At 58.4% G+C, this 21,446-nt stretch carries 17 protein-coding genes; 3 read left to right on the top strand and 14 right to left on the bottom strand.

What is annotated here, in order from left to right:
• Nucleotides 1-140: 140 nt before the first annotated feature.
• The gene (locus tag NKJ67_RS19795) at nucleotides 141-677 is read right to left on the bottom strand and encodes a GNAT family N-acetyltransferase (RefSeq protein WP_023809638.1); all 537 of its coding nucleotides are present in this window, start codon (nucleotides 675-677) and stop codon (nucleotides 141-143) included.
• Between the two features lie 111 nt (nucleotides 678-788).
• Complete coding sequence (locus NKJ67_RS19790; protein ID WP_023809637.1) at nucleotides 789-2,525, bottom strand: adenylate/guanylate cyclase domain-containing protein; 1,737 nt, start codon at nucleotides 2,523-2,525, stop codon at nucleotides 789-791.
• Nucleotides 2,526-2,857: 332 nt separating this feature from the next.
• Here NKJ67_RS19790 and NKJ67_RS19785 point away from each other — a divergent pair, with 332 nt between their 5' ends.
• Entirely contained in the window at nucleotides 2,858-4,054 is a 1,197-nt protein-coding gene (locus tag NKJ67_RS19785; RefSeq protein WP_352582475.1) for an IS256 family transposase, read from the top strand.
• Between the two features lie 257 nt (nucleotides 4,055-4,311).
• Here the strand turns inward: NKJ67_RS19785 and NKJ67_RS19780 are convergent, their stop codons facing one another.
• The 10 genes from NKJ67_RS19780 to NKJ67_RS19735 all read right to left on the bottom strand — a co-directional run bounded on the left by NKJ67_RS19780 (nucleotide 4,312) and on the right by NKJ67_RS19735 (nucleotide 15,613).
• The gene (locus tag NKJ67_RS19780; RefSeq protein ID WP_023809636.1) at nucleotides 4,312-4,770 is read right to left on the bottom strand and encodes a YidB family protein; all 459 of its coding nucleotides are present in this window, start codon (nucleotides 4,768-4,770) and stop codon (nucleotides 4,312-4,314) included.
• Nucleotides 4,771-5,132: 362 nt separating this feature from the next.
• Nucleotides 5,133-6,137, bottom strand: a complete 1,005-nt coding sequence (locus NKJ67_RS19775; RefSeq protein ID WP_031212665.1) for a response regulator — start codon at nucleotides 6,135-6,137, stop codon at nucleotides 5,133-5,135.
• Nucleotides 6,138-6,150: 13 nt separating this feature from the next.
• The gene (locus NKJ67_RS19770) at nucleotides 6,151-7,170 is read right to left on the bottom strand and encodes a chemotaxis response regulator protein-glutamate methylesterase (protein ID WP_127297587.1); all 1,020 of its coding nucleotides are present in this window, start codon (nucleotides 7,168-7,170) and stop codon (nucleotides 6,151-6,153) included.
• A gap of 22 nt (nucleotides 7,171-7,192) precedes the next feature.
• A complete protein-coding gene (locus NKJ67_RS19765) occupies nucleotides 7,193-9,466 on the bottom strand; it encodes a hybrid sensor histidine kinase/response regulator (RefSeq protein ID WP_352582473.1) in 2,274 nt (757 codons plus the stop codon).
• Nucleotides 9,463-10,167, bottom strand: coding sequence for a chemotaxis protein CheW (locus NKJ67_RS19760; protein ID WP_127297588.1), 705 nt, complete (start codon nucleotides 10,165-10,167; stop codon nucleotides 9,463-9,465). The genes NKJ67_RS19765 and NKJ67_RS19760 overlap by 4 nt, the downstream gene beginning before the upstream one ends.
• On the bottom strand, nucleotides 10,167-11,405 hold the full coding sequence (locus NKJ67_RS19755) for a CheR family methyltransferase (protein WP_023809631.1): 1,239 nt from the start codon (nucleotides 11,403-11,405) through the stop codon (nucleotides 10,167-10,169). The genes NKJ67_RS19760 and NKJ67_RS19755 overlap by 1 nt, the downstream gene beginning before the upstream one ends.
• Nucleotides 11,402-11,869, bottom strand: a complete 468-nt coding sequence (locus tag NKJ67_RS19750) for a chemotaxis protein CheW (protein WP_127297589.1) — start codon at nucleotides 11,867-11,869, stop codon at nucleotides 11,402-11,404. The genes NKJ67_RS19755 and NKJ67_RS19750 overlap by 4 nt, the downstream gene beginning before the upstream one ends.
• Nucleotides 11,870-11,892: 23 nt before the next feature.
• Nucleotides 11,893-13,530 carry a methyl-accepting chemotaxis protein gene (locus NKJ67_RS19745; RefSeq protein WP_023809629.1) on the bottom strand — a complete coding sequence of 546 codons (1,638 nt, stop codon included), beginning with the start codon at nucleotides 13,528-13,530 and terminating at the stop codon, nucleotides 11,893-11,895.
• 914 nt (nucleotides 13,531-14,444) lie between these two features.
• Nucleotides 14,445-15,203 carry a fasciclin domain-containing protein gene (locus NKJ67_RS19740; RefSeq protein ID WP_352582471.1) on the bottom strand — a complete coding sequence of 253 codons (759 nt, stop codon included), beginning with the start codon at nucleotides 15,201-15,203 and terminating at the stop codon, nucleotides 14,445-14,447.
• A complete protein-coding gene (locus tag NKJ67_RS19735; protein ID WP_352582469.1) occupies nucleotides 15,161-15,613 on the bottom strand; it encodes a fasciclin domain-containing protein in 453 nt (150 codons plus the stop codon). The genes NKJ67_RS19740 and NKJ67_RS19735 overlap by 43 nt, the downstream gene beginning before the upstream one ends.
• 551 nt (nucleotides 15,614-16,164) lie before the next feature.
• On the opposite strand from NKJ67_RS19735, the gene xth reads away from it, so the two are divergent.
• Nucleotides 16,165-16,962 carry an exodeoxyribonuclease III gene (gene xth / locus NKJ67_RS19730; RefSeq protein ID WP_023809627.1) on the top strand — a complete coding sequence of 266 codons (798 nt, stop codon included), beginning with the start codon at nucleotides 16,165-16,167 and terminating at the stop codon, nucleotides 16,960-16,962.
• A gap of 50 nt (nucleotides 16,963-17,012) precedes the next feature.
• Here xth and ligD read toward each other — a convergent pair whose 3' ends face one another.
• Together ligD and NKJ67_RS19720 are read right to left on the bottom strand one after the other, a co-directional pair.
• Complete coding sequence (ligD, locus tag NKJ67_RS19725) at nucleotides 17,013-18,785, bottom strand: DNA ligase D (RefSeq protein WP_352582467.1); 1,773 nt, start codon at nucleotides 18,783-18,785, stop codon at nucleotides 17,013-17,015.
• 424 nt (nucleotides 18,786-19,209) lie between these two features.
• A complete protein-coding gene (locus tag NKJ67_RS19720; RefSeq protein WP_031212655.1) occupies nucleotides 19,210-19,584 on the bottom strand; it encodes a hypothetical protein in 375 nt (124 codons plus the stop codon).
• A gap of 192 nt (nucleotides 19,585-19,776) precedes the next feature.
• On the opposite strand from NKJ67_RS19720, the gene NKJ67_RS19715 reads away from it, so the two are divergent.
• Nucleotides 19,777-21,219 carry a LuxR C-terminal-related transcriptional regulator gene (locus tag NKJ67_RS19715; protein WP_352582465.1) on the top strand — a complete coding sequence of 481 codons (1,443 nt, stop codon included), beginning with the start codon at nucleotides 19,777-19,779 and terminating at the stop codon, nucleotides 21,217-21,219.
• Nucleotides 21,220-21,446: the final 227 nt, after the last annotated feature.

Raw genomic sequence — 21,446 nt, 5'->3', positions numbered from 1 at the left:
ACGGCGGCTTTGCGCCCAATGGCAGTCATTCGTACGGTCCCGTCCATTCACCAAAAGCGGACCATGGGGCGGAAGTATAGGTGAGCATTCCGTGCCGGCGAGCGCCGCCAACTGCGTGCGACTGCCCTGTAAGCCGGAGGTCAGAGCGTCTTGCTCATAAGCAGGATAGGAACCGGAGCCCCGCCACGCTCGTCGAAGAATTTCTTGACGGATTGGTACCCGCAGGCGCGATACAGTGGCTCTCCGGCCGCGGTAGCTGCCAGCTCAGCACGGGCGAAGCCCTCGGCCTTGGCGGCACGCTCACAAAGCGCAAGGATCAAGTGGCCGACCCCCCGCCGGACAAAGTCCGGATGGGTGTACATGGCTCTGATGCGTGCTGCGTCCTTGGCAGGATCAAGCAGCGCTGCATCACGTCCAGGCGACTGATCTCCACCATACATCGTTGCGCGCCGGCTCCAACCGCCGCAACCTGCCAAAACGCCGTTGTGCTCCACGAGGAAGTAAGTGCCGTCGTCGACAAGTTGTGTATCCAGCCCCATGATGGCCCGGCTGGATTGGATCTGAGCGTCATCTAGAAAGGGCTTCTGGAGTTCAGAGATCGCCGCGTCCATGAGCGTAATCAGGGCCGGGAGATCCTCCCGTTGTGCTTTCCGGTGCCGAAAGTCTTCACTTGCCATGTTCAAGTCTCGATTTGACGAATTTCGTTCCGGCAGAAGAGACCAAATATTCGCTGCTGCGGCAGCCTCGAGACGCTATCCACTGCGGCCCCGACGGCATAGCCGTGACAGTCATTCTGGCAGCCCCGCCATGCGATAGCCTTCCACGATATGCCGTCGGACGTCCTCGGCCGGGAAAGGCTGCGAAGCTGACCAATGCCTGATTGTGAAGTGCGGATTGCTTATCATGAACATTTCCGCCTCCCAGCGCGCCTCCTCCAAACGGCCAAGTTGCGCAAGGCTTGCTGCAAGCAGGCGTCGTGAAGTCGTGCGATAAGTTTCGGGTCTCCGCAACGTTTGAACCGCGGATTCGTAGTCGCCGATGGCATACTGAGCCTGGCCCAACATCCAGTAGTACCAACCGGGCGGGTGAGGGTTGAGCCGCAGCGCCTTGCGCACCTGCTCTATGGCTTCGGCAGGCCGGCCGTTTTCCGTCGTCAGTTCAGCTTGCATTGCCCATGCGTCGGCGTGGTTGGGATCCAGCTTGTGGGCGGCGGCGAATTCGGCATCCGATTCCGCCCAGCGACCCTCATGTCCTAGTATAACGCCCAATACCCATCGGTTCCCAGCGTCATTCGGGTCGAGTTCGACCGCCTGCTGTGCTTCGGCAAGCGCACTTGTGCGATTGGGGTCCATCGGTTCGTCCCAGAACTCCCAGCCCAGCCAGAGGTTGAGTGCCAGCCAACGATGCGCCTCCGCATATTCCGGATCGAGCGCAATTGCCCGGTTCAGCAGGAAAATGGCTTCTTTCGCGGTGAGTGCCGTTTGCAGGCCCAAGGCCCGTGCACGCACACATAAATCATAGGCCTCCAGGTTCTTCGGTCTGTTGCGCCCCGGCGCGGCGGTCAGACGGCCCACCAGAGCCTCGACAATCTTGCCGGTCACCTCGTCCTGAACAGCGAAGATATCTTCAAGGCTTCGGTCGAATCTTTCGGCCCAAAGGTGGTCGCCCCCGATCGCATCGATCAATTGAGCGTTGATACGCACCCGTCCAGCTGCCCGCCGTGCACTACCCTCAAGAAGATGGCGCACTCCCAGTTCTCGCGCGATGCGACGCACATCCATATGCCTGCCCTTGTATGCAAAAGCCGAGTTGCTGGCGATGACAAACAACTCGCTGTTCCTCGACAGATCCGTGATCAGGTCTTCGGTGAGGCCGTCGACAAAAGCCTCCTGCTCCGGATCGTTGCTCATGTTCGTAAAGGGAAGGACGGCGATGGAGGGCTTGCCGGGGAGCGGCAGCGGCGCTTTCTCTGCCGGTCCGCCACTTTCAGATGAGGCCGATAACCGAATCCGGTAAACGGATACCGGTTCGGCAACGTTCTTGATCGCTTGCGGACCGAGTTCGTCGAAGTCGCATTCAAGCTTTCGCTTGACTTGATCGTAGACGCTGCCGGAGACGCAGATATCTCCGGCCCCGGCCATTGCCTGAAGCCGCACTGCGACAACAACGCCATCGCCGAACAGATCGCCGTCCTCGACAACGACATCGCCCAGATTGATGCCGATATGCAGGTTGATTTGTCGGTCGAACGCCAAACCCTCGTTCGCGGCCATCATCCGCTTCTGGAGTTCGACGGCGCATGACACCGCGTTCACTGCGCTTCCGAACTCGACTAGGACGCCATCACCCATCACTTTTACGACACGGCCGTGACGGTCGCGGACCAGTGGTTCCAGGATCTCCTTCCGCCTCCTCTTTAACGCGTTCAATGTTCCTTGCTCGTCCAGGTCCAGAAGTCGGCTGTAGCCCACCACGTCGGCGGCCAATATGGCGGCAAGACGGCGTTGGGCGCGTTCTTCGGCCATTTCGCTTTGCTTTCATTGAAAGCAGAAAAATGGGATTGTATGACGTCTATTTCAAAAGTCTATCAGGCTGACTTTGAAGCTCGATCGGCAAGCCGCTACATGGGGTGATCGCGTCACGTCGGTCGATCATTCACTTTCTTGTTTACGCGGTCGCGAGGACGATACCTCAAAGACGGAGGGGCCTCAGCCGAGCCCGCATTGTGTCGTTTCGGAACCGGGTGGACCAATCAATTTAGGTAGTGTGCTGAGAGTTCTGCAAATTCGCTGAGAGAGGGCGGTCATGGCAGGCTGGTGATGTTCAACGTCACCGATTCCCGCGAAGGAACGCCACCATGACCAAGACAGAAGGTAAATCGACCAGCGCTGCCGTCAAAGACATTCTGCTTTCGAACCCGGAGGGGCTGCACGAAGTGATCCGTGCAGTAATGCAGGAGGTTCTCGAGGCCGAGATGGAGGAGGCGCTGGGTGCTTCGAAGAGCGAGCGCACGCCCGAGCGCCTTGGGTATCGCTCGGGTTACTACGGCCGCACCCTGGTCACCCGGGTCGGCAAGCTTGAGCTGCGGGTTCCGCAGGACCGGGCCGGTCGTTTCTCCACCGAGCTGTTCGAGCGCTACCAGCGTTCCGAGCGGGCCTTGGTGGCCACGCTTGCGGAGATGTATGTGCAGGGCGTGTCGACCCGGAAGGTCAAGGCGATCACGGAAGAGCTGTGCGGTCATGCCTTCTCGGCTTCGTCGATCTCGGCCATCAACAAGCGCTTGGACGAGAGCCTGAAGGCGTTTGCCGAACGACCGCTTCAGGAGCCATTCCCCTACCTCATTCTCGATGCCCGCTACGAGAAAGTGCGCGAAGCCGGCATCGTGATGAGCCAGGCGGTGCTGATCGCGGTCGGCATCGACTGGGACGGGCGCCGGCAGATCCTGGCCGTGGAGATGGCCAATCGCGAGAGCCGCTCGGCCTGGAAGGACTTCCTCGTCGGCTTGAAACGACGCGGCCTCAAGGGCGTCGAACTGGCCGTGTCCGACGACCATGCCGGCCTGGTCGCGGCGATCGGCGAGGTGATCCCGGAAGCCGCATGGCAGCGCTGCTACGTCCACTTCCTCAGGAACGCGCTCGATCACCTGCCCAGGAAGCACGGCGACGATTGCCTGCAGGAACTGCGCTGGCTCTACGACCGGCGCGATCTCGCCGAGGCCAAGGCCGATCTCGCCGCATGGCTGTCCAAATGGTCCGCCCGCTACCCGCGACTGACCACCTGGGCGGAAGAAGCTATAGAACAGACGCTGACTTTCTTCCGGCTGCCGCGTCAGCATCACAAGCACCTAAAGTCCACCAACATGCTCGAACGGCTCAACGAGGAAATCCGCCGGCGCACCTATGTCGTGCGCATCTTCCCAAACGCCGAAAGCTACCTGCGCCTCGTTAGGGCGCTCGCCGTCGAGACCAACGAAAACTGGATGGAGGCCAACCGATACATCAACATGGACGACCTGCGCGAGCACAAGAAGCTCGCTCTACGCCAAGCCGCATGACCAGCTTCATGATCGCCCATTTTGCAGAACTTGACGCACACAACCTCAATTTAGGGTCATGTTGAATAAAATGCAGAGTGGAACTCAACGCCGACCTGTGCCAGGGTCCCGCCTCATCACAACCAGTCCAAAGAGAAGATCGCCCCCTTTCACCACTCTTTCCTTCGCGGCGCCCAACGGCAGGCCGTGGCCCGCCCGTTCAGTCATGCGCTCCGGATTGCGGCGCGGCCAATTTAACGGTCGATGTAATCCCCCGTTTACCGCTCTGGAGTGCGTGGCGGCACCTGATCTAGGAGTGCGATCTCATCGGTCGCTGCTGGCAGTTCGCCCCTTGGCGTCAGCTTGTCGACCGCCTCGGGCAAGTCTTTAGTGATCCGGGCAATCAACTCATCGCGCGACAGACCAGTTTGCATCGAAAGCGCAGTGAGAGTGTCCTCGTCAATTGCCGTCTCCACGTCCTTCGGGTCGATCGGTTCGTTGGGTCCGGTACTAACCCACGAATCGACCTTCGATCCCGCTCCTGCATTTCTGAAGCGGTCGAGGATGTCCCCAAACGCGGTCCCGGAGACGCCCTTGGACAGCTGATCCAAGAGCCCGCCTTGTGTGTTGTTTGGATCTCGATTTCCCGCGCCGCGGATCAAGTCACCGATCTTATCGCGATTTTGGTAAGCAAGAATGCCAAGCATCGCGACAGCCAGTCTTCCCAGATTTGCCATTGGTTTCCTCCTTAGCTAACAGGAAGAAGGCTTCGAGGCTCGCAAGGTTCCGCCTGCTGGAGTTAATAGACCTCTGGAACACGCTCAGCCTTCTCCTCCCGGAATTCTGCAGCGAAGCGCGCCGCAAGTTTTCCTCGCCGCGCCAGTGCTTCACACGGCAATCAACCCTGGGGTTTTAAGCGGCGCAATGATAAGGAGGAAGGAGCGGAACCTGGCCAGCTCGCTGTCGCTGTCATTCCCAACGTTTGCCCAACCAGTCTTCAAGCCCGTTGTCCGGCTCCTATCTTCAACCGAGTGCCGCTCTCACGCCCCATCTTAGCCTCAAATTACACACCCGCTCTTCGGAGGTGCATTGAGCTTCTCTAGCTGCGGGACATATGAAGCGCAACACGATCTCGTCCTTCCGATTTGGCACGAAACAGAGCCAAATCGGCGGCATTGACGAAATCGTTTGGCGTCTCGTTCTCGGTGGGCACCGCTGTTGCGGCGCCAACGCTGATGGTCACGCGATCCGGGCCGTGGGGTATGTTCAATTCCCGCACGCTCTGGACGAGCCGCTCTGCGATCGCGCTGGATTGTTCCAGTAAAGTGTCGACCAGCACGATGACGAACTCTTCGCCTCCGTACCGCGCAGCGAGATCGGTGGAGCGGCCGGAACCACTCTGGATTACGCGGGCGATTTGCTTGAGCACCTCGTCGCCGGCCATATGGCCATAGGTATCGTTGTATCGTTTGAAGTTGTCTGCATCGATCATCAACAGCGACAATGGGGACTGTGCGCGAAAAGCGCGCTTCCATTCAGCCGCCAGATATTCGTCAAAATAGCGCCTGTTGCCTAGACCCGTCAGGCCATCGATCCGCGTCAGACGTTCAAGCTCGAGATTTGCACTGATCAGCTGTCGCTGGCTTTCCCTTAGCGCTCGGTACGCCGCGTCTCGCTGGACGTGATCCAGATAGGCCCGCGTGTGATATCGAATACGTGCAATCAGCTCGATACGGTCCGGCAGTTTGACGAGATAGTCGTTCGCTCCCGCAGCGAACGCCTCGCCCTTGGTGGCTGGATCTTCCTTGCTCGACAGCACAATGACTGGGACCGCGCGTGTCGACCCATGCTTCCTGTATTCTCGCACCAGATGCAGCCCATCGACCCCGGGCATGACGAGATCCTGCAGAATAACCGTTGGCTTTACCTCATCCGCGACCGCCATCGCTCTCAATGGGTCGGTGCAGAAGTGTAAGGAAATATCGGGCGCGGTGGCTAGAGCGCGCCTGACCGCCTCGCAAACCATGATCTGATCATCGATGAGCAGAACCATGGATGAATAATTATCTGCGAGTGGCGGGACCAGCTCTGGTTCTTGCGTCATCGGACGGGCCCTTTCACGTGGAGCGCTCGCAGGCTTCGATTATACGTGAGCCGATAGCACTCAAAGGAAGAATATCAACAGCCGCGCCGATGTCGGCGGCGGCCTTCGGCATGCCATAGACGGCACTGGTTGCTTTATCCTGCGCGATTGTGAGATGCCCCTTGTCGCGGAGCTGTCTCAGCCCGCGCGCACCATCCCTGCCCATGCCTGTGAGCAGAACACCAGTCACCGAGCCGGGCCACCATTGCGCCGCACTTTCGAAGAACACATCTACGGACGGCCGATAAACATTGTCCTTGGGGCTGGGCGTATAGCCAAGTTGCCGAGCTGACTTGAAAACCAGATGATCCGCAGAACTGGCAACGAGAACGGTGCCGGCTTGAGGACTATCCCTTTCCCGCGCCGGACTGATCGGGAGAGGCGTATGCTGCCCCAGCCAATCAACGAGGCCTGGAACGAACTGAGCATCGAGATGCTGGACGAGTACAATCGCGCCGCCAAAGTCAACGGGAAACGAACTCAGGACTGCGGCAACGGCAGCCGGCCCGCCCGCGGAGGCACCGATTGCAATCAGGCGTCGAGGTGTCGGCTCAGCCGCACGTGACATCCGCCTTTTTGCCTGGGTCGGCGCATCACCAATCAGCTTGCCGATCGTCCCTATCTTGTTCGTCAAAAGCCGGGCGGATTGCGAGGACGCGTTACCTTCGATGCCCACTGAGGGAATATCGACTGCGTCAAGCGCGCCATGACCCATTGCTTCGTAGACGCCGGCGAGGTTGGCTTCGATACTAGCGGTCACCAGCAAGATTGAGCACGGGGTTTCCGCCATGATTCTGCGGGTCGCTTCCACGCCGTCCATCTCTGGCATCGCTAGATCCATGAGTATGAGATCCGGCAGATCACGTCTGCAGACCTCGACCGCCTCTCGCCCATTGGTCGCGATCCACGCGACCTGATGTTCGCCGGTCGACAGGACCAGTCGACGCAGAAGTTCAACCGCCATGGGCATGTCGTTGACCACGCCGATTCTCATTCGCTGGCTTCCCATCTCGTTCTCATTCAACCGCCTCGCCAATCATGTCCACGACGGCATGGATCAGCGCCTCGTCCTGAAAGCTACTCTTGGTCAGATAATAGTCCGCACCTGCGTCGAGCCCGCGCGCGCGATCTTCTTCCCGATCCTTGTATGAAACGATCATGATGGGTGTGTTCTTAAGATGAGCGTCCTTTCTGATCGAACTCACCAGCTCGATGCCATCCATACGAGGCATGTCGATGTCGGTGACGACGAGATCGAAAGGACCAGACCGGACGGCATTCCACCCGTCCATACCGTCGACCGCAACTTCGACCTCATAACCGTAATTGCCCAGCATCTTGCGCTGGAGTTCGCGAACCGTCAGTGAATCGTCAATCACGAGCACGCGCTTGCGCCTGCTCGCTTCGGGACCGCCCGCGGCGCGCCGAAGAGTTCGAAGTCCGCTGGATGATGCAAGCTTCTCCACCGATCGGATCAGATCGTCGACGTCGAAGATCAGAACAGGCGAACCGTCTTCCATCAGGGCTGCTGCGCTGATGTCCTTGATCTTGGCAAACCGTGGGTCCAGAGGTCTGATCACCAACTCGCGTTCCCCGAGAAAACGGTCGACGATCAGGCCGTACGCATCGCCCCGACCCGCATCCACGACGACGACCGAGAGTTCGTTCGGTTCCGATCCGGGCTCACCTCGATCCAGCACCTCGCGCGCGGTGACCAGCCCGATCTGTCGATCATTCAATCGAAAATGTGGCCGGCCCTGCAGGAGATTGATCTGCGTCCGCTGCAGTTTCAAAGTCTTGGAAATGGCAGCGAGTGGAAAAGCATAGGGCTCCCCATCAACATCGACGAGCAGCGTGCGCAGGACCGACAACGTCAGCGGCAATTGCAGTTGAAATCGGGTTCCGTGCCCAAATTCTGAGGAGACGCTTGCGACTCCCCGGACTTCCTTCGTCATGGCTTGCACTGCATCAAGCCCCACACCGCGACCGGAGACGTCGGTAAGGCCCGCTTTCATCGAAAAGCCTGGCAGAAACAGGAATGCGAGCAATTCGGTTTCGCTGAGTGTGTCAGCACTTTCCCTGGTTGCAAGTTGCCGGGCGACGACGGTCTCGCGCAGCTTCGAGAGCTCGACCCCCCTGCCGTCGTCCACCACGGCTATCTGCAGCAGCCCGGCATTATGCCTCGCTTCGAGCCTGATGAGCCCCTCTTCGGGTTTCCCCATCGCGATGCGCTCCTCAGGCGGTTCAAGCCCATGGTCTACAGCGTTGCGCAGGAGATGCCCCAAAGGGGCATCAAGCTGCTCGAGAATATCGCGGTCGATGCCGGTCGAGCCGCCTACAATCTCCAGTCGCACCCGCTTGCCAAGGGTACGACCGAGGTCGCGGATCGTTCTCGCATAGTGTCGCACGCCGTCCTCAAAAGGCCGCATCCGGCTCGCCAACGTTTCGTCGTACAACCTGTTGGCAAGATCGGTCGCTTTCCGATCAACTGAATCCAATTCATCGAGACGCTCCGCCAGGAACGCTTGGTTTAACCGAAGCTTTCGCTGCGCCTCAGCCAGCGCCTCCATCACCGCCGCATGGTTTAAAACCGGCGGCAGCACTGCATGAAGATTGTCGAACGCACTTGCGAGGTCCGATTGAAGTCGCTTCAGCCGTAGCAGCCCATCAGCGAATGGCCTGAGCCGCCGAGCTTCCATCAGCGACTCGCCAGCCAACCCGAGCAATCGGTTCAGGCTGTCTGCCGTCACCCGGACCATTCTATCAGAGCGGATGCTGCCGTGCGCTTGCGGTACCGCCGCAACTAGGACGTTCGCTGAAGAGGTCGTCGCCAGTTGCTCCTGGGCATGGTCTGGAGTTGCGAAATCAGCTGCAGAATCTTGGGTCCCGGGCTTTGCCTCGGGGAGGGACAATTCCTCGAACTTCGCGAGAAAGCTTTCTACTTCTGAGTTGGCACTCTCGCTCGATGATCCCGATGCGATCAATTTCAAAAGGTCAGAGCCCTGCAGAAGCGCATCTATATGCTCCCGTCGCACCCTCAGATGCCCACGTTGCGCTGCGACCAGACAGTCTTCCATCGCATTTGCAACTTTGACCGCAGGCATCAAGTCGATGATGCGGGCAGCTCCTTTCAGGGAATGCGCGGCACGCATGCATGCTTCCAGGGCGTCGGGGGCGATAGGATCGCGTTCGAGTGCCAGAAGCCCAGAGGTTAGAGCCTGTGACTGCGTCTCCAGTTCGGCCTGGAAGAGGGTGAGCATCGAAACCTGGCTGAAGTCTCCATCTGTCATGCGATGCTCCGGTCAAGCATCGTGAGCAGTTGTCGTGGATCGAGACAGCCAACGGCTCGTCCCTGCCACGGCAGCACGGCAACTGTAGCGGCCGACACTGCCTTGCCAATCGTGGCCGGAACATCGAGAGTGTCGCGTTCTTGGTACCGATGTAAGCCGTGGATCTCGTCAACCGTAAAAGCAACCCGCTTGTCGTGCTCGCCTACCACGACTAGGCGGCGAAATACCTTGGTGCGTGTGCCTTGTTCCCCCTCCTTGCGCTCGTCTATCCCGAGCAATTCGGCCAGGGACAGGCAAATGAGCAATTCACCACGGACATTCGCAATACCGAGCAGTGCACTGTTCCTGCGGTGTGGAAGTGAATGAACGCGACGAGATTCAGCCACTTCATGAAAAATACCGACCGGCAGTGCAAGCCATTCGTCCCCCAAACGGAAGAGAACGGCCGTCTGCAGCGCGTCGCTGTCTGTCGAATGGATCCCTGCACGATCAGCGTTATCATGCCATTCGTCGCGGTATGCCGAGGGCGCTGCACGGTCAAGAAGGCGTCGTGCAATCTTCTTGTAGGTCGGGCAATTCCGGCAGTGGAGATGCTGCTCCAGTAGCGGACATGACTTGTCGCCCCGTACGCCTATTTGCCGCCAGCAGTCGTCGATTGCAATCTCCTCCACCGGCTGAGCGATCTTTGTCGAAGCCGCCATCAGCCGCCGCTCCTTTTCTGGACCCGACCCAGCCGGCCGGCCAGCGCCTCGGCGCCGTTATGGTCGCCTTGCTTGCTAAGCAGCAAGGCCAGATGGACGAGAGCTTCTCGATGATTTGGTGCGAGATAGAGCGCCTTGCGATAACTTCGCGCGGCTTCGGGTGCAGAACCATCCGCATCTTGGACGAGGCCCAGCAGGTAGAAGATTTCCGCGGAAGGACCGAATTCCTTGAGATGCGCCAGGGCGACCTCCTGTGCCTCCTTTACCCGTCCTGCATTGGCGATCCGTTCAACCGCGATGAGGCTTTCCGAGGCCTGTGCAAGCGGCTTGGTCGGAGCCTGCCTACGGCCTTCATTGCCAATTGTCGGTCGGAACGGAAGAAGAGGCTCGCTCTTGTTGACCTTCGGGCTTGGCGCCCGCACCGGGACGGCGGCCGGAACTTTCGGCGCCGTGGTCTTGACGGCCTCCGATTTCAGAAAGGCAAAGGCCAATGGCCATTCAGCGGAAATAAAGCCATGCAACCTTGGAAGAGCTGCTTCCGCCGGACCGACCAGAAGAAGTCCGTCCTTGGCCAGCAGGTCCTTCAGGCAGCTCAATGCGCGATCCTGCAGCTCTCGATTGAAGTAGATCAGCAAATTGCGGCAAAGCAGGATGTCATAGACCTCTTGCCCGAAAGCGCGAGAGCCGAACAGGTTTCCTACCCTGAACCGAACCTGTTTCAGCACCCCAGCAATAGGCCGCAACCCGCCCTCAGCCGCTTCGAAATAGCGATCTTTAAATTCGAGATGGCTCCCGCGAAACGAATTGCGCCCATAGATGGCGCGTTCAGCCGTGGCGATATTGCGACTGCTGACGTCCACGCCATCGATCTTGAACTCGTGCGCCTCAAAGCCGGCATCGAACATCGCCATGGCGACCGAATAAGCCTCTTCGCCGGTTGAACATGGCAGGCTCAGGACTCTTATCGGCTGAGCAGGCTTGTGCACGCGCGCATGCCGCGCCAGCATCGTGAACGCTTCTCGGTCGCGAAAGAACCAGGTCTCTGGGATCACCACCGCATTGATCAGCTCCTGCAGCTCCTGCGAGGAAACGGTCAAGTGTTCCCTATAGGCCTGAGGGTTGGTTATCCGGCATGCTTCCATCCGGTCTCTGACCGCCTGACGAACCACTGTCGGACCAACACTGGCACTGTCCAGTCCGATGGTTTCCATCAGGAGCTTTTCTATTGCGCCGGTCATTGATCACCTATTGCGGCCTGGCGGAGCAAAGCGGTACGAATCTCTTCCGAAAGCAGCGCTTCCACTTTGACCCACTGAATGATCTCCGAACCATCGGAAGCCACCGGCCCAAGATAGGGCGGGGTTCCTTGTTCAAGTCCGAACGGCGCGAAATCGGCAGGGTGTCGCTCGAGCGTATCCGTCACCCGTTCCGCGATCAGCCCCAGCAGGCGTTGCTCGCCATCATGCGCCGGATAGCGCGTCACAACGATCCGGGTGCTCAATAGGCGCTCCGATGGCCGGCCAAGCGCAAGATGGGTAACATCGATCAGAGGGATGGGTATTCCGTTATAGCTGACCAAACCCACCACACCAGTTGGCGCACCCGGAAGAACTTTCACATCGAAATAGGGCAGCACCTCTTCAATTTGGTGGACATCGATCAAGTAGCGATCCGGACCCATGCTGAAGGCGAGGAATAGCATTGTCACCTCCTACTGCCGACTCGCTATGCTCGCAGCTTGAACCTCGAAATGCTACTTCGCATGCCGCCTGAGACTTGATTGAGCTCGTCGATCGCGAGCGTCGATTGTTGAAGGGATTCGACTGTTTGCTGAGCTGCCTCGCTTAGCTGGGTTAGCGTGTCGCTGATCTGCCCCGCGCCGGTCGCCTGTGCTTGCATGCCTTCATTGGCGACTTCGAAACGTGGCACCAGCCCCTGAACCTGCTGAATGATATCGAAGAGTTGCCCGCCGACCTGCTGGATTTCCTGCATACCCCGGCGGACCTGCTCGGAAAACTTGTCCATGCCCATCACCCCGGCCGCGACTGCCGACTGGATGTCCTTGACCATCTGCTCAATATCGTAGGTGGAGACAGCCGTCTGGTCCGCGAGCCTTCGGATTTCCGTCGCTACAACTGCAAAACCCCGGCCATATTGGCCTGCCTTCTCAGCCTCGATGGAAGCGTTGAGCGACAACAGATTCGTCTGATCGGCGACTTTTGTGATGGTCGTCACCACCTGATTGATGCTGCCGGCTTTCTCACTCAAGATCGCGAGTTTGGAATTGATCGCGCCGGCCGCTTCCATGACTTGCTGCATGGTTTCTTCCATACGGGTCAGCCCGGCTTGACCTCCGCCGGCGACGGCAGCCGTTTGTTCGGCAACTGTGGAGACCTCGTTCATCGTGCGGACCAGCTCGTTTGATGTGGCGGAGATTTCCTTGGCTGTCGCGCGGATTTCTGTTGTGGTCGCTGCGATTTCAGTCGCAGTTGCCTGCTGTTGCTTGGAGGTGGCGGCGATCTCAGTTATCGACGTGCCGACCTGTATGCTGGACCTTTGAACCTGACCAATGAGGGTTGTGAGATCGTCCGCCATTGCGTTGAAGCCGTCGGCAAGCACACTGAATTCGTCTCGGCGCATCAGATCGAGGCGTTCGCTGAAGTCGCCTTGCCGCATCAATTGAACCGCGTTGACCAAACGGGTGAGCGGACCTGTAATGGCGCGAAACAGCTGGTAACCCAAAAGAAGGGCTAGCCCGAGGGCTACCAACAAGCCAACACTCAAACCGACTTCGGCCGTTCTAACGATCGAGCTGATCCGCTGGGTCGCACTGTTTGCCTCGCCTCTATGATCCTCAACCATGGCCTGCAGAGCGGACTGCAATTTTACAAAAATCGGCTCTACGGTGTTCTTGAGGGCCGGGCTTTCATTGGGAGTTTCACCTTTCGACAAGGCAGCCCGGCTTGTGTCCAGCACAGCAGTTTCAGCCAGACGGAATTGGTTGGCGAGTTCTTTGACGAGTGCATAATTCTGCTTGTCGATGTCGGAGACGATTGTTGCCTCATAGTCGTCCATCGATCGCTGCACTTGGTCGCGATTGGTCGTGATCGCGCTTTCAAGCGTGCTTCTGTCCGACGGGTTTTCCTGAAGGGCAAATTCCTGAAGCAGACTATGGGCCGCCATCTGGCCCGTCATGATCTCGGTGCTGTGATAAAGGTCCGGTAGGATGCCCTTCTCGACCTCAGTCGCCTCCTGGCCCGCCTGAAGAAACCAGGCGTACGCCATGACGGCTATCACGGACATGACCACCAGAACGGCAGCGAAACTGACGAGGATGCGGTGGCGTATTGTCAGACTCTTCATGGAACCGGTTCACCAATGGGGGCATCGTGGGCTGCGCGACAAGCGCTCGTTCCGACGTATTCGAAAAGGTGCGTCGAAAAGCGGCAGTCTGATGCTGAATGGTTTCTTTTCCGTTCCATCGCAAATGATGGAGAGGCGGCTCGCCAATCGGCGGCGCCAGAAGCGGTGGTCAAGGACGTCCTGCCGTCCACGCACATCAGCCCGACATCGGCTACGGTGGCACGCCGCGTCAAGAGGAGCGTGTATGAGCTACTTGTGGCCATGAGTTGAATGACTGCTTAGGTCAGCTCGATGCCCGAAAGCCGACCTCCCGCTTGCGGCCCAGAGTCGCCAGTCTGCAATGCGCCTCATTTCGGCCAGAAGGTCGACATTTGCCGCGTCCAAAAGCGTACATCGTGATGATCGGCGTTCTGACGGTCTGTCTGCGCCAGCGACCGTCAGAACGCTGCTTGAGAAGAGGTACAGAATCACGTCAAATATCCGTGCCTTCAGTCCGATCTCCCGGCTCTGCTGGATCAGCAAATGCCCTGCAGATCGCTCTGGGCGGCCTCGAATATTCCCGCGCTTTGCCTCCAGACAGGCCGCCGGAGGTAATGATCCTCGGCCCCGCGCTTTTGGCTAGTATTTGATAACGAAAAACCCGCTTCGGCGGCTTTTTTATTCAATATCTTTTTTTTAGTCCAGCGCGTTTCGTGTACTCAGCAAATTTCACTGTTTCGTTTCGGGTGGCGTCTTAGCTGGTCTAAATGAGCGGTAAATCGCGCCGAAAATAATCCCCACTGCTATCCCAACAAAAATGATTAGCAACGCTCCACCAGTGGTGTTTGGCGCAATGATCGTCATCGCAATGAGCCCAAGCACCAATCCCACCACTCCGGACACACCGAACCCGGCTATGAAATCTAGGAAGGGCGTCACTTTACACCGACGACTGAAAAGATCAGGGACCCGTAGTGATCCGCCCACTCGCGAGCTGTTGCGATCAAGCTTCTATCGAACGTTCCCGATCTCCAAAGCTCGGGCCTGTTTTCAATTTCCACTACCCACCGGTGCATGATGTCACTTGCCATCTTGTATTCGGTCACTGTTGAAAGGTCGGCTTTAAGAACCACAGCACCAGGCTTTCCGATTTGCGTCGGCGGTGCCCACGCAATCAGAAAAGGCCCGTCGCCGTCGACAGCAACGCCGCTTGCAACTGCATCGCGGACTGCCTTTTGCGAAACAGCCAGTCCATAATCCTGAAGGGCTTCGTCGCAGGTCCTGGTTATGTTCGCCTTGGTTGCGGCCTTTGCATGCTCGGCGCTGTCCATCGGCCATACCGTTACCATTTGGGCCGCTGTAGGGACGACGAGCGACGACGACGGCAGGACGGCATTCACAAACGCCTCGCACAGCATCTTTTGCCGTTCCTGGTCGTAGATGGTAACTTTCGATTTGAATGCCAGAATCCCATAAGCCGCGAAATTAGTGGGTGGATATTCGTTCGGTCCGGCAAAGATCCTAGAGGCGTGAATTTCGTGAGAGGTGTCTGGAGCGCCGGGCGAAAGTACTTTGTCGACCGCGTAGACCAAGCCGTTCGTCTGTTTCACGTCGCTGGCAACGAGACTGGCAATGTCGCCAAATTGGTCCGTTACAGAAATATTGCTTCCTGCCGCCCGAAAGTGAGAGAGCATCCCCCGATTGTGTCGACCGAGTAGGCTCCGTTGTTCGCGGCTATCTCAGCGAGGATCGCGTCGGTACTCAGATCTCCGGAAATCACATGACACTTTAGGATTTTGGAGAGTTCGTTTTTAGCTTCGGGCGCAAGAAGAACCTGCACTGCACCTTGCTGCAATCTTGCAAATGCGGCGTCTGTCGGCGCGAGAACAGTGAACGGGCCTTTACCCTCCAACGTCTCAACCAGCCCGGCCGCTTTCACAGCTGCTATAAGGGTGGTGTAGTCCTTGGAAAGAGCGGCATTCTGGATGATATTGTTGTCGGAAGTCGTCTGGGCGCGTGCTACCGCCGTCTCAACCGTCTGGGCGTTTCCGACCGCCACCTGACTTATCAGGATGCACACTGCAAAAATCAGTCGACGCTTCATGCCAAACTCCGCCCAGAGAGAGCGAATTTATCATAACCATCAGTTTTGATAAGTGACCTTGGCTATTTGCCCAAGGCGCAGTTCTTTGGACGTTTGGCCTTACGATTGCGCCACCAATGAAACTGCGGGAGGCGGTGACATCACTACTGCAATGGCGCGCCAAGGATTTTCAACGCGAGTTTAGGGGCCGCGAACGGCCCCGTCTGAGGATCATCATACCGTAAGCTGCCTGTTCGCTCTCTGCCAGACAGGACGTTCGGCACGCCGACTCTTGATGTCGGCTTCGAGGCGCATTTCAGACATTCAGTCAGTCGAGGGCCGCATCGCACCTGCCTGAGAGTTTCGCTCGAGTTCGGCCGGACTCATCCTATCGCTGTCATCTTGAACTTTCCCCACGCTCGGCGGTTAAAAGGAGCCGAGAGGATCAACGATGTCGAAATCTGATGGCAGAGGGTCCGACGGCATGCGGTCTTCCTGTGCAGCGTAGTGAGGGATCAACTGCTGAGCCATTCACCTTGATACCGCGTGAAGAGTTTTGGAGAGAGCTCCTGATGACCCGCATCGCAACATTCAACGTCAACGGTGTGAACGGCCGCCTGCCTGTGCTCATCAAGTGGCTGGGTCAGACCGACTATGACGTCGTGTGCCTTCAGGAATTGAAGACCTCGGATGAGAAATTCCCCGCCGAAGCCATCAGGGACGCCGGCTACGGCGCAATCTGGCACGGGCAAAAGTCCTACAACGGCGTAGCCATACTCGCTCGTGGAAAAGAGCCGTTGGAGCGCCGTCGTGGGCTCCCGGGCGATCCTGACGACACGCACAGCCGATATATTGAGGCTGAGGTGGATGGGATCGTCGTCGGCTGCCTCTACCTGCCCAACGGCAATCCCGCTCCTGGCCCGAAATTCGAGTATAAGCTGCGCTGGTTCGACCGCCTGATCAGCTACGGCAAGCTGCTGCTCAGGGAAGGCGTCCCAAGCATTCTCTGCGGCGACTACAATGTCGTGCCCACCCCGATCGATGCCGTGGTGCCGCAACGTTGGTTAGGCGATGCAGTCTACTTTCCGGAGAGCCGGCAAGCCTATGCCGAAATGCTTGATGGCGGCTGGACCGATGGCGTCCGCCGCATCCACCCGGAGAAAGGCGTCTACACCTATTGGAACTTCTCCTACCAGGGTCGCTATGATCGAAGTTCCGGCCTGAGGATGGATCATCTTCTGGTCAGCCCATCCCTTTCGGACAGGTTGTGTGACGCCGGCGTTGACGCTGACGTGCGCGGTTGGGAAAAGCCGAGTGATCATGCGCCAGCCTGGATAGAACTCGGCCGGTCCGGCAAAGACACGACGTGATCTCATTCGGGATGTCTCCGGCGAGCACTCTTCATTTCCGGCGTTTGCGCTCACGCAACTTTTCTGAGGGCCGCCCTGAACGGACGGTCGATCGTGAAGGCATCTGGACGGATGGCTGCCTCAACCTGGCTCCAGGTCACCGGATGGGCGATTGGAAAACCGCGGCGCGCCCGTGGCGAGAAGGCGCCCACCGCAGTGCTGCCCCGACCATTGCGGAGGTAATCAATGAAGATGCGGCCTGTTCGAGCCGACGGCGAGGCCGAAAGTAGATAGCGGTCCGGATGCGCTTCAGCGAGCCGATTGGCGAAGGACCTGGCCAAGAGGCGGCCGCTGTCGTGCGTGATCTTGCTCTCCAGCGGGACCATCAGGTGAATGCCTTTGCCGCCAGTAACCTTCGGCCAGCTCTCCAGCCCTTCCGCTTCCAGGATGTCGCGGAGCGCCAGTGCGGCCTCGATGACTTGCTCCCACTCCACGCCCTCGCCGGGGTCAAGGTCCAGAACAATACGGTCGGCATGTTCGATATCGTCGACGGTGGCGTTCCAGGGATGCAGCTCTACCGCATCCATCTCGACCAGTCCCAGCAAACCGGCAAGGTCGTCCACCCACACGCGCACACCTTCGCCACCCTCGCGCTTCTGCAGCCGCAATTGATGCACTGCCGCCGGGATCTGCGGCAGTGCGCCTTTGTGATAGAAGGTCGCGCCATGAGCATGGCGGACCAGCTTCAGCGGTCTGTGGCCGAGATGAACCAGGGCATGATCCGCAACCCTCTCCCAGTAACGCGCAAGCTCGTCCTTGGAGGGCGAGACAGCGTCTGGCAGCAGTTGCAGGATGTTTTCACTGGGAACGCCATGTTTCCGGGTTGGCCCGCGTCGCTTTGATGGCGCTTGAGGCTTGGCCGGGATTGGCACGAGGTCTTCGCGCAAACCCTTGAACACTGCCTCGCGCAGCACCCCGCGATCGGTGACGCCGCTGAACTGGACCTCGGCCAGCACGTGTGGTTTCACCCAAGTCGCTTTCGGCTTCACAATCGGCTCTGACAAAGGCGACTTGCTGATGATCAGCGGGTCAAGCCGCTCTCGCACAAGTTTCGCAGCGCTCAAGGTGTACCCGCTGCGAGCCTTCCCGGCATAGAGCAGTCGGTTGCCCTCGCGGCGCCCGATATAAAGCGATGCAATGCGGCGCGGGTGAGCACCGAGTTTCTCTACGAAAGCCACGATAGGGAAGGTGTCGCTCTTGATGCACTTTACCTTCAACCAACTGGTCTGAACCCCCGAGCCGTAGGTCGCATCGACGCGCTTGGATACGATCCCCTCCAACCCCATCCGGCAGGCATGTTGAAACACATCCTTGCCGCTTACCTCCAGATGTTCGGCATAGGTCAGTGTCGGCGCGGTGTTCTCCAGTAGCCTCTCCAGGGCTGCCTTGCGCTTCACCAATGGCAGTTGCCGAAGATCGCGCCCGTTAAGGTGCAGCAGGTCGAACGCATAAAAGATGAGTCTCGCGGAATCTGGATTGCCCAACTCTCTTTCCAGGGCTTGGTAATCCGGAAGGCCGGTGTCGCCGAGAACGACAGCCTCCCCATCGATGATCGCGGTCCTCACCGGCAAGCCCGCCGCTGCTTCAACTATCCGGCGGTATCGATGCGACCAGTCGTAGCCACGGCGCGTGAAGGCCCGTGCTTTGCCACGCTGCATGATCAGCTCAGTGCGGTAGCCATCGTACTTGATCTCGTGAATCCATTCGCTGCCCTCGGGCGCCGTTGCGACCAGAGTCGGCGACTGAAACTCGACGAAAGAGAGCCCGTTTGCTGCCTTACTCATGCACCCTCCGAACCGCGACTCAAGGCTCAGTGCACCAATAGGTTCCAGGTTTTAGCGAAATAGTATGTTCGACTGCTTGCACCGGCAATCCTGGGCCAGCCGGCTGCAAGGGAGATCAACGACAGGAGAAATCGCACTTTCTTCGTCGGTCAGCGGGCCTAGCGGGTCTTCGTTGCAGGAAAATTGGGCTATCACTCGCCTACTAAGGGCCAACTGAGGCTAGCTCGGCTTTTGGGCCGGGAGCGGATCGGCAGCTTGCGGAGCCACGCAGCCGAAGAGCGGTCATTCCATGAAGTTGTTTACAGCCCCAGGAGGAGTGTCACTCCTCCCGGAATAACAACCTGCCATTCGTCAACGCCATCCTTCCAACCTGGGGAGAACCGCCGGAAATCAGGCTATCAGATTGCACACCGTCGCGTTGGAGTCATTCATCGCGCCAGTATGGGTGGGAACAGCTGAATTGGCGCGAGCCAACCAGACGGCGTTTGGTCCTCGATATCGTTCTTTGGACCTGCGGATCATTCGCGGTCATGTCGGGTACGACAGTGTAACCCTGATCGACAAGCTGCAGTTTCAGCTCCGCCAGGTGGCGCCTGAATCCGTTTTCAATGTAGCTGCGCGGATACCGCCATCCGTTCCTGCATGCTCGCACGAGAATGTCGGAATACAGTTCAGCGCTGGCAGCTTTCACCGTTTCTTCCGAAGTCAGTTTGCTGTCGGTTTGGGTACCTTCGGACAAGCATGGCCCCGCCGACACCAAAAGCACCAGTAGTACGGTCAAGACAGGCAACTTTGTCATGGAGCCCTCCGTGTTCTAAATCGACCAGGCCTGCCAAGCAACCTAACCTGCCCACCTGCAGAGACTAGGATGCTGACCCGTCGCATGGAATCGTGCAAATGCAGTGTTTTCGATATCGCATCTGTAGTATTTTCATCCTGATGTAAGGCCATCGGGTTCTGGCCACAGGTCGGCAGCAAGGAAAATGGAACGATGCTTCGCCCCGTAGGCAATCCTCTCGCCGGCTTATCGGATCGGGAGTTGATGGTCGCGGCAAAGTTTGCGGAGGGAATGACTTATCGCGAAATTGGCGAAACACTCTTCATAGCGCCTACCACCGTTCGGACCCATCTTTCGGCCATTTATCGGAAGCTCGATGTTCGCAGTAAAGTGGCGCTTGCTGGGTTACTTGCCGATCACCGCCAGCAGGACCGCAGCCATGCACCACCCGGAAGTCTTTCGACCGACGAGCCGGGTCCGCCGGTCCTCGCAGTTCTCCCGTTCGACAATCTAAGCGGAGAAGAACGCTGGACTCGTATCGCTGATGGTTTGTCGGCGGACCTCATAGTTGATCTCTCTCGCTACCGGGACCTTGCGGTGATCGCCCGCCAAACAATGCTTTCCTACAAGGGACGGCGTGTTGACGTGCGAGCTCTCGGACGAGAGTTGAATGCCGACTATGTGATCGAGGGAAGTTTTCAAGTGGACGGGCAGCGGGTGCGCATCCGCGTCCAACTCGTCGACGCCCACACAGGGGTCGATGTCTGGACGATGCGTTACGATCGTTCCGCGAACAACCTGTTTGCGATGCTGGACAGCGTGACCGAAAACGTCATCAATGTCCTTGCAACTTGCCACGGTCAGCTCGCCAATCTGCGACGCGATGCTGCTCGTCGGAAGGCTCCAGCAAGTTTGCAGGCCTATGACTGCTATCTGCTTGGGCTTGAGCAGAAGCACCTTTTCACCCGTGAGTCGAACAAGGAGGCGATACGGCTACTGGCGCGTGCGATCGAACTCGACCCGGGTCTAGCAAGAGCTTGGACCGCGCTGGCACTTGCGCATGCTGTGGAAGCCATCAACGGGTTTACCGACAACCTTTCCGGCTCGATCGAGAGCTGGAGCAAATGTGTCAAGCAAGCGCTGGCGCTCGATCCGGCCGACATTTACGCCCGCATAATGCTTGCCGATCTTCGGGCATTGCAGGGCGATGTCGAAGCTGCTGTCGAAGAACATGACCGAGTGTCGGTGGCTGCTCCAAATGACGCGGACTCACTTGCCTTTCTTGCGGGTAGCCTTGCTCTTGTTGGTAGCGACCCGAAGCGTGGCTACGAACTGGCCAAGCGAGCGGTCCGGCTAAATCCTCATGTTCCTTGGTATTATGGAATGCTTGCGCGATGCAGCTACGTTCTAGGCTTTTACCGTGAATCCCTGGTCGCGCTACGTCAATCTGCGCCAGATTCGCCCGCCACACTTCTGTTTGTGGCAATGGCTCATGCGATGCTCAATGAAACGCCTCAGGTCGCCAGGATCAATTCGCGACTGAAGGACGAGTTCCCGAATTTCACGGCTGAGGTGTTCATCAGAACCTATCCGGTTACCAATCCTGTCGCCACTGCTGCAATCAGAGAAGGCGCCCGTCGTGCAGGTTTGGCATAGCTTCTTCACTCCTGGTCACCTCAGAGGCGCATTGCTCCTCGGCAGCATTGGGGCCGGAAGCTGAATGGCAGCTTCAGCTCTGCAACTCCAAACAGCCGACGCTCAACGATGATCTACATCAGCTTGTAAGAGCCAAGCAACTCACCACTTGACGCGCAAGCCGAGCGAGCCGGTCAGTACATGACTGTCACCGAAGTCTTTGAGGCCCGTCCGGGCGATGGCTTCGC

The sequence above is a fragment of the Mesorhizobium sp. M0088 genome (assembly GCF_040322895.1).
Classification (GTDB): Bacteria; Pseudomonadota; Alphaproteobacteria; order Rhizobiales; family Rhizobiaceae; genus Mesorhizobium.
Note: the sequence above shows the minus strand (reverse complement) of the source record. Positions and strands in the feature narration are given on the sequence as shown.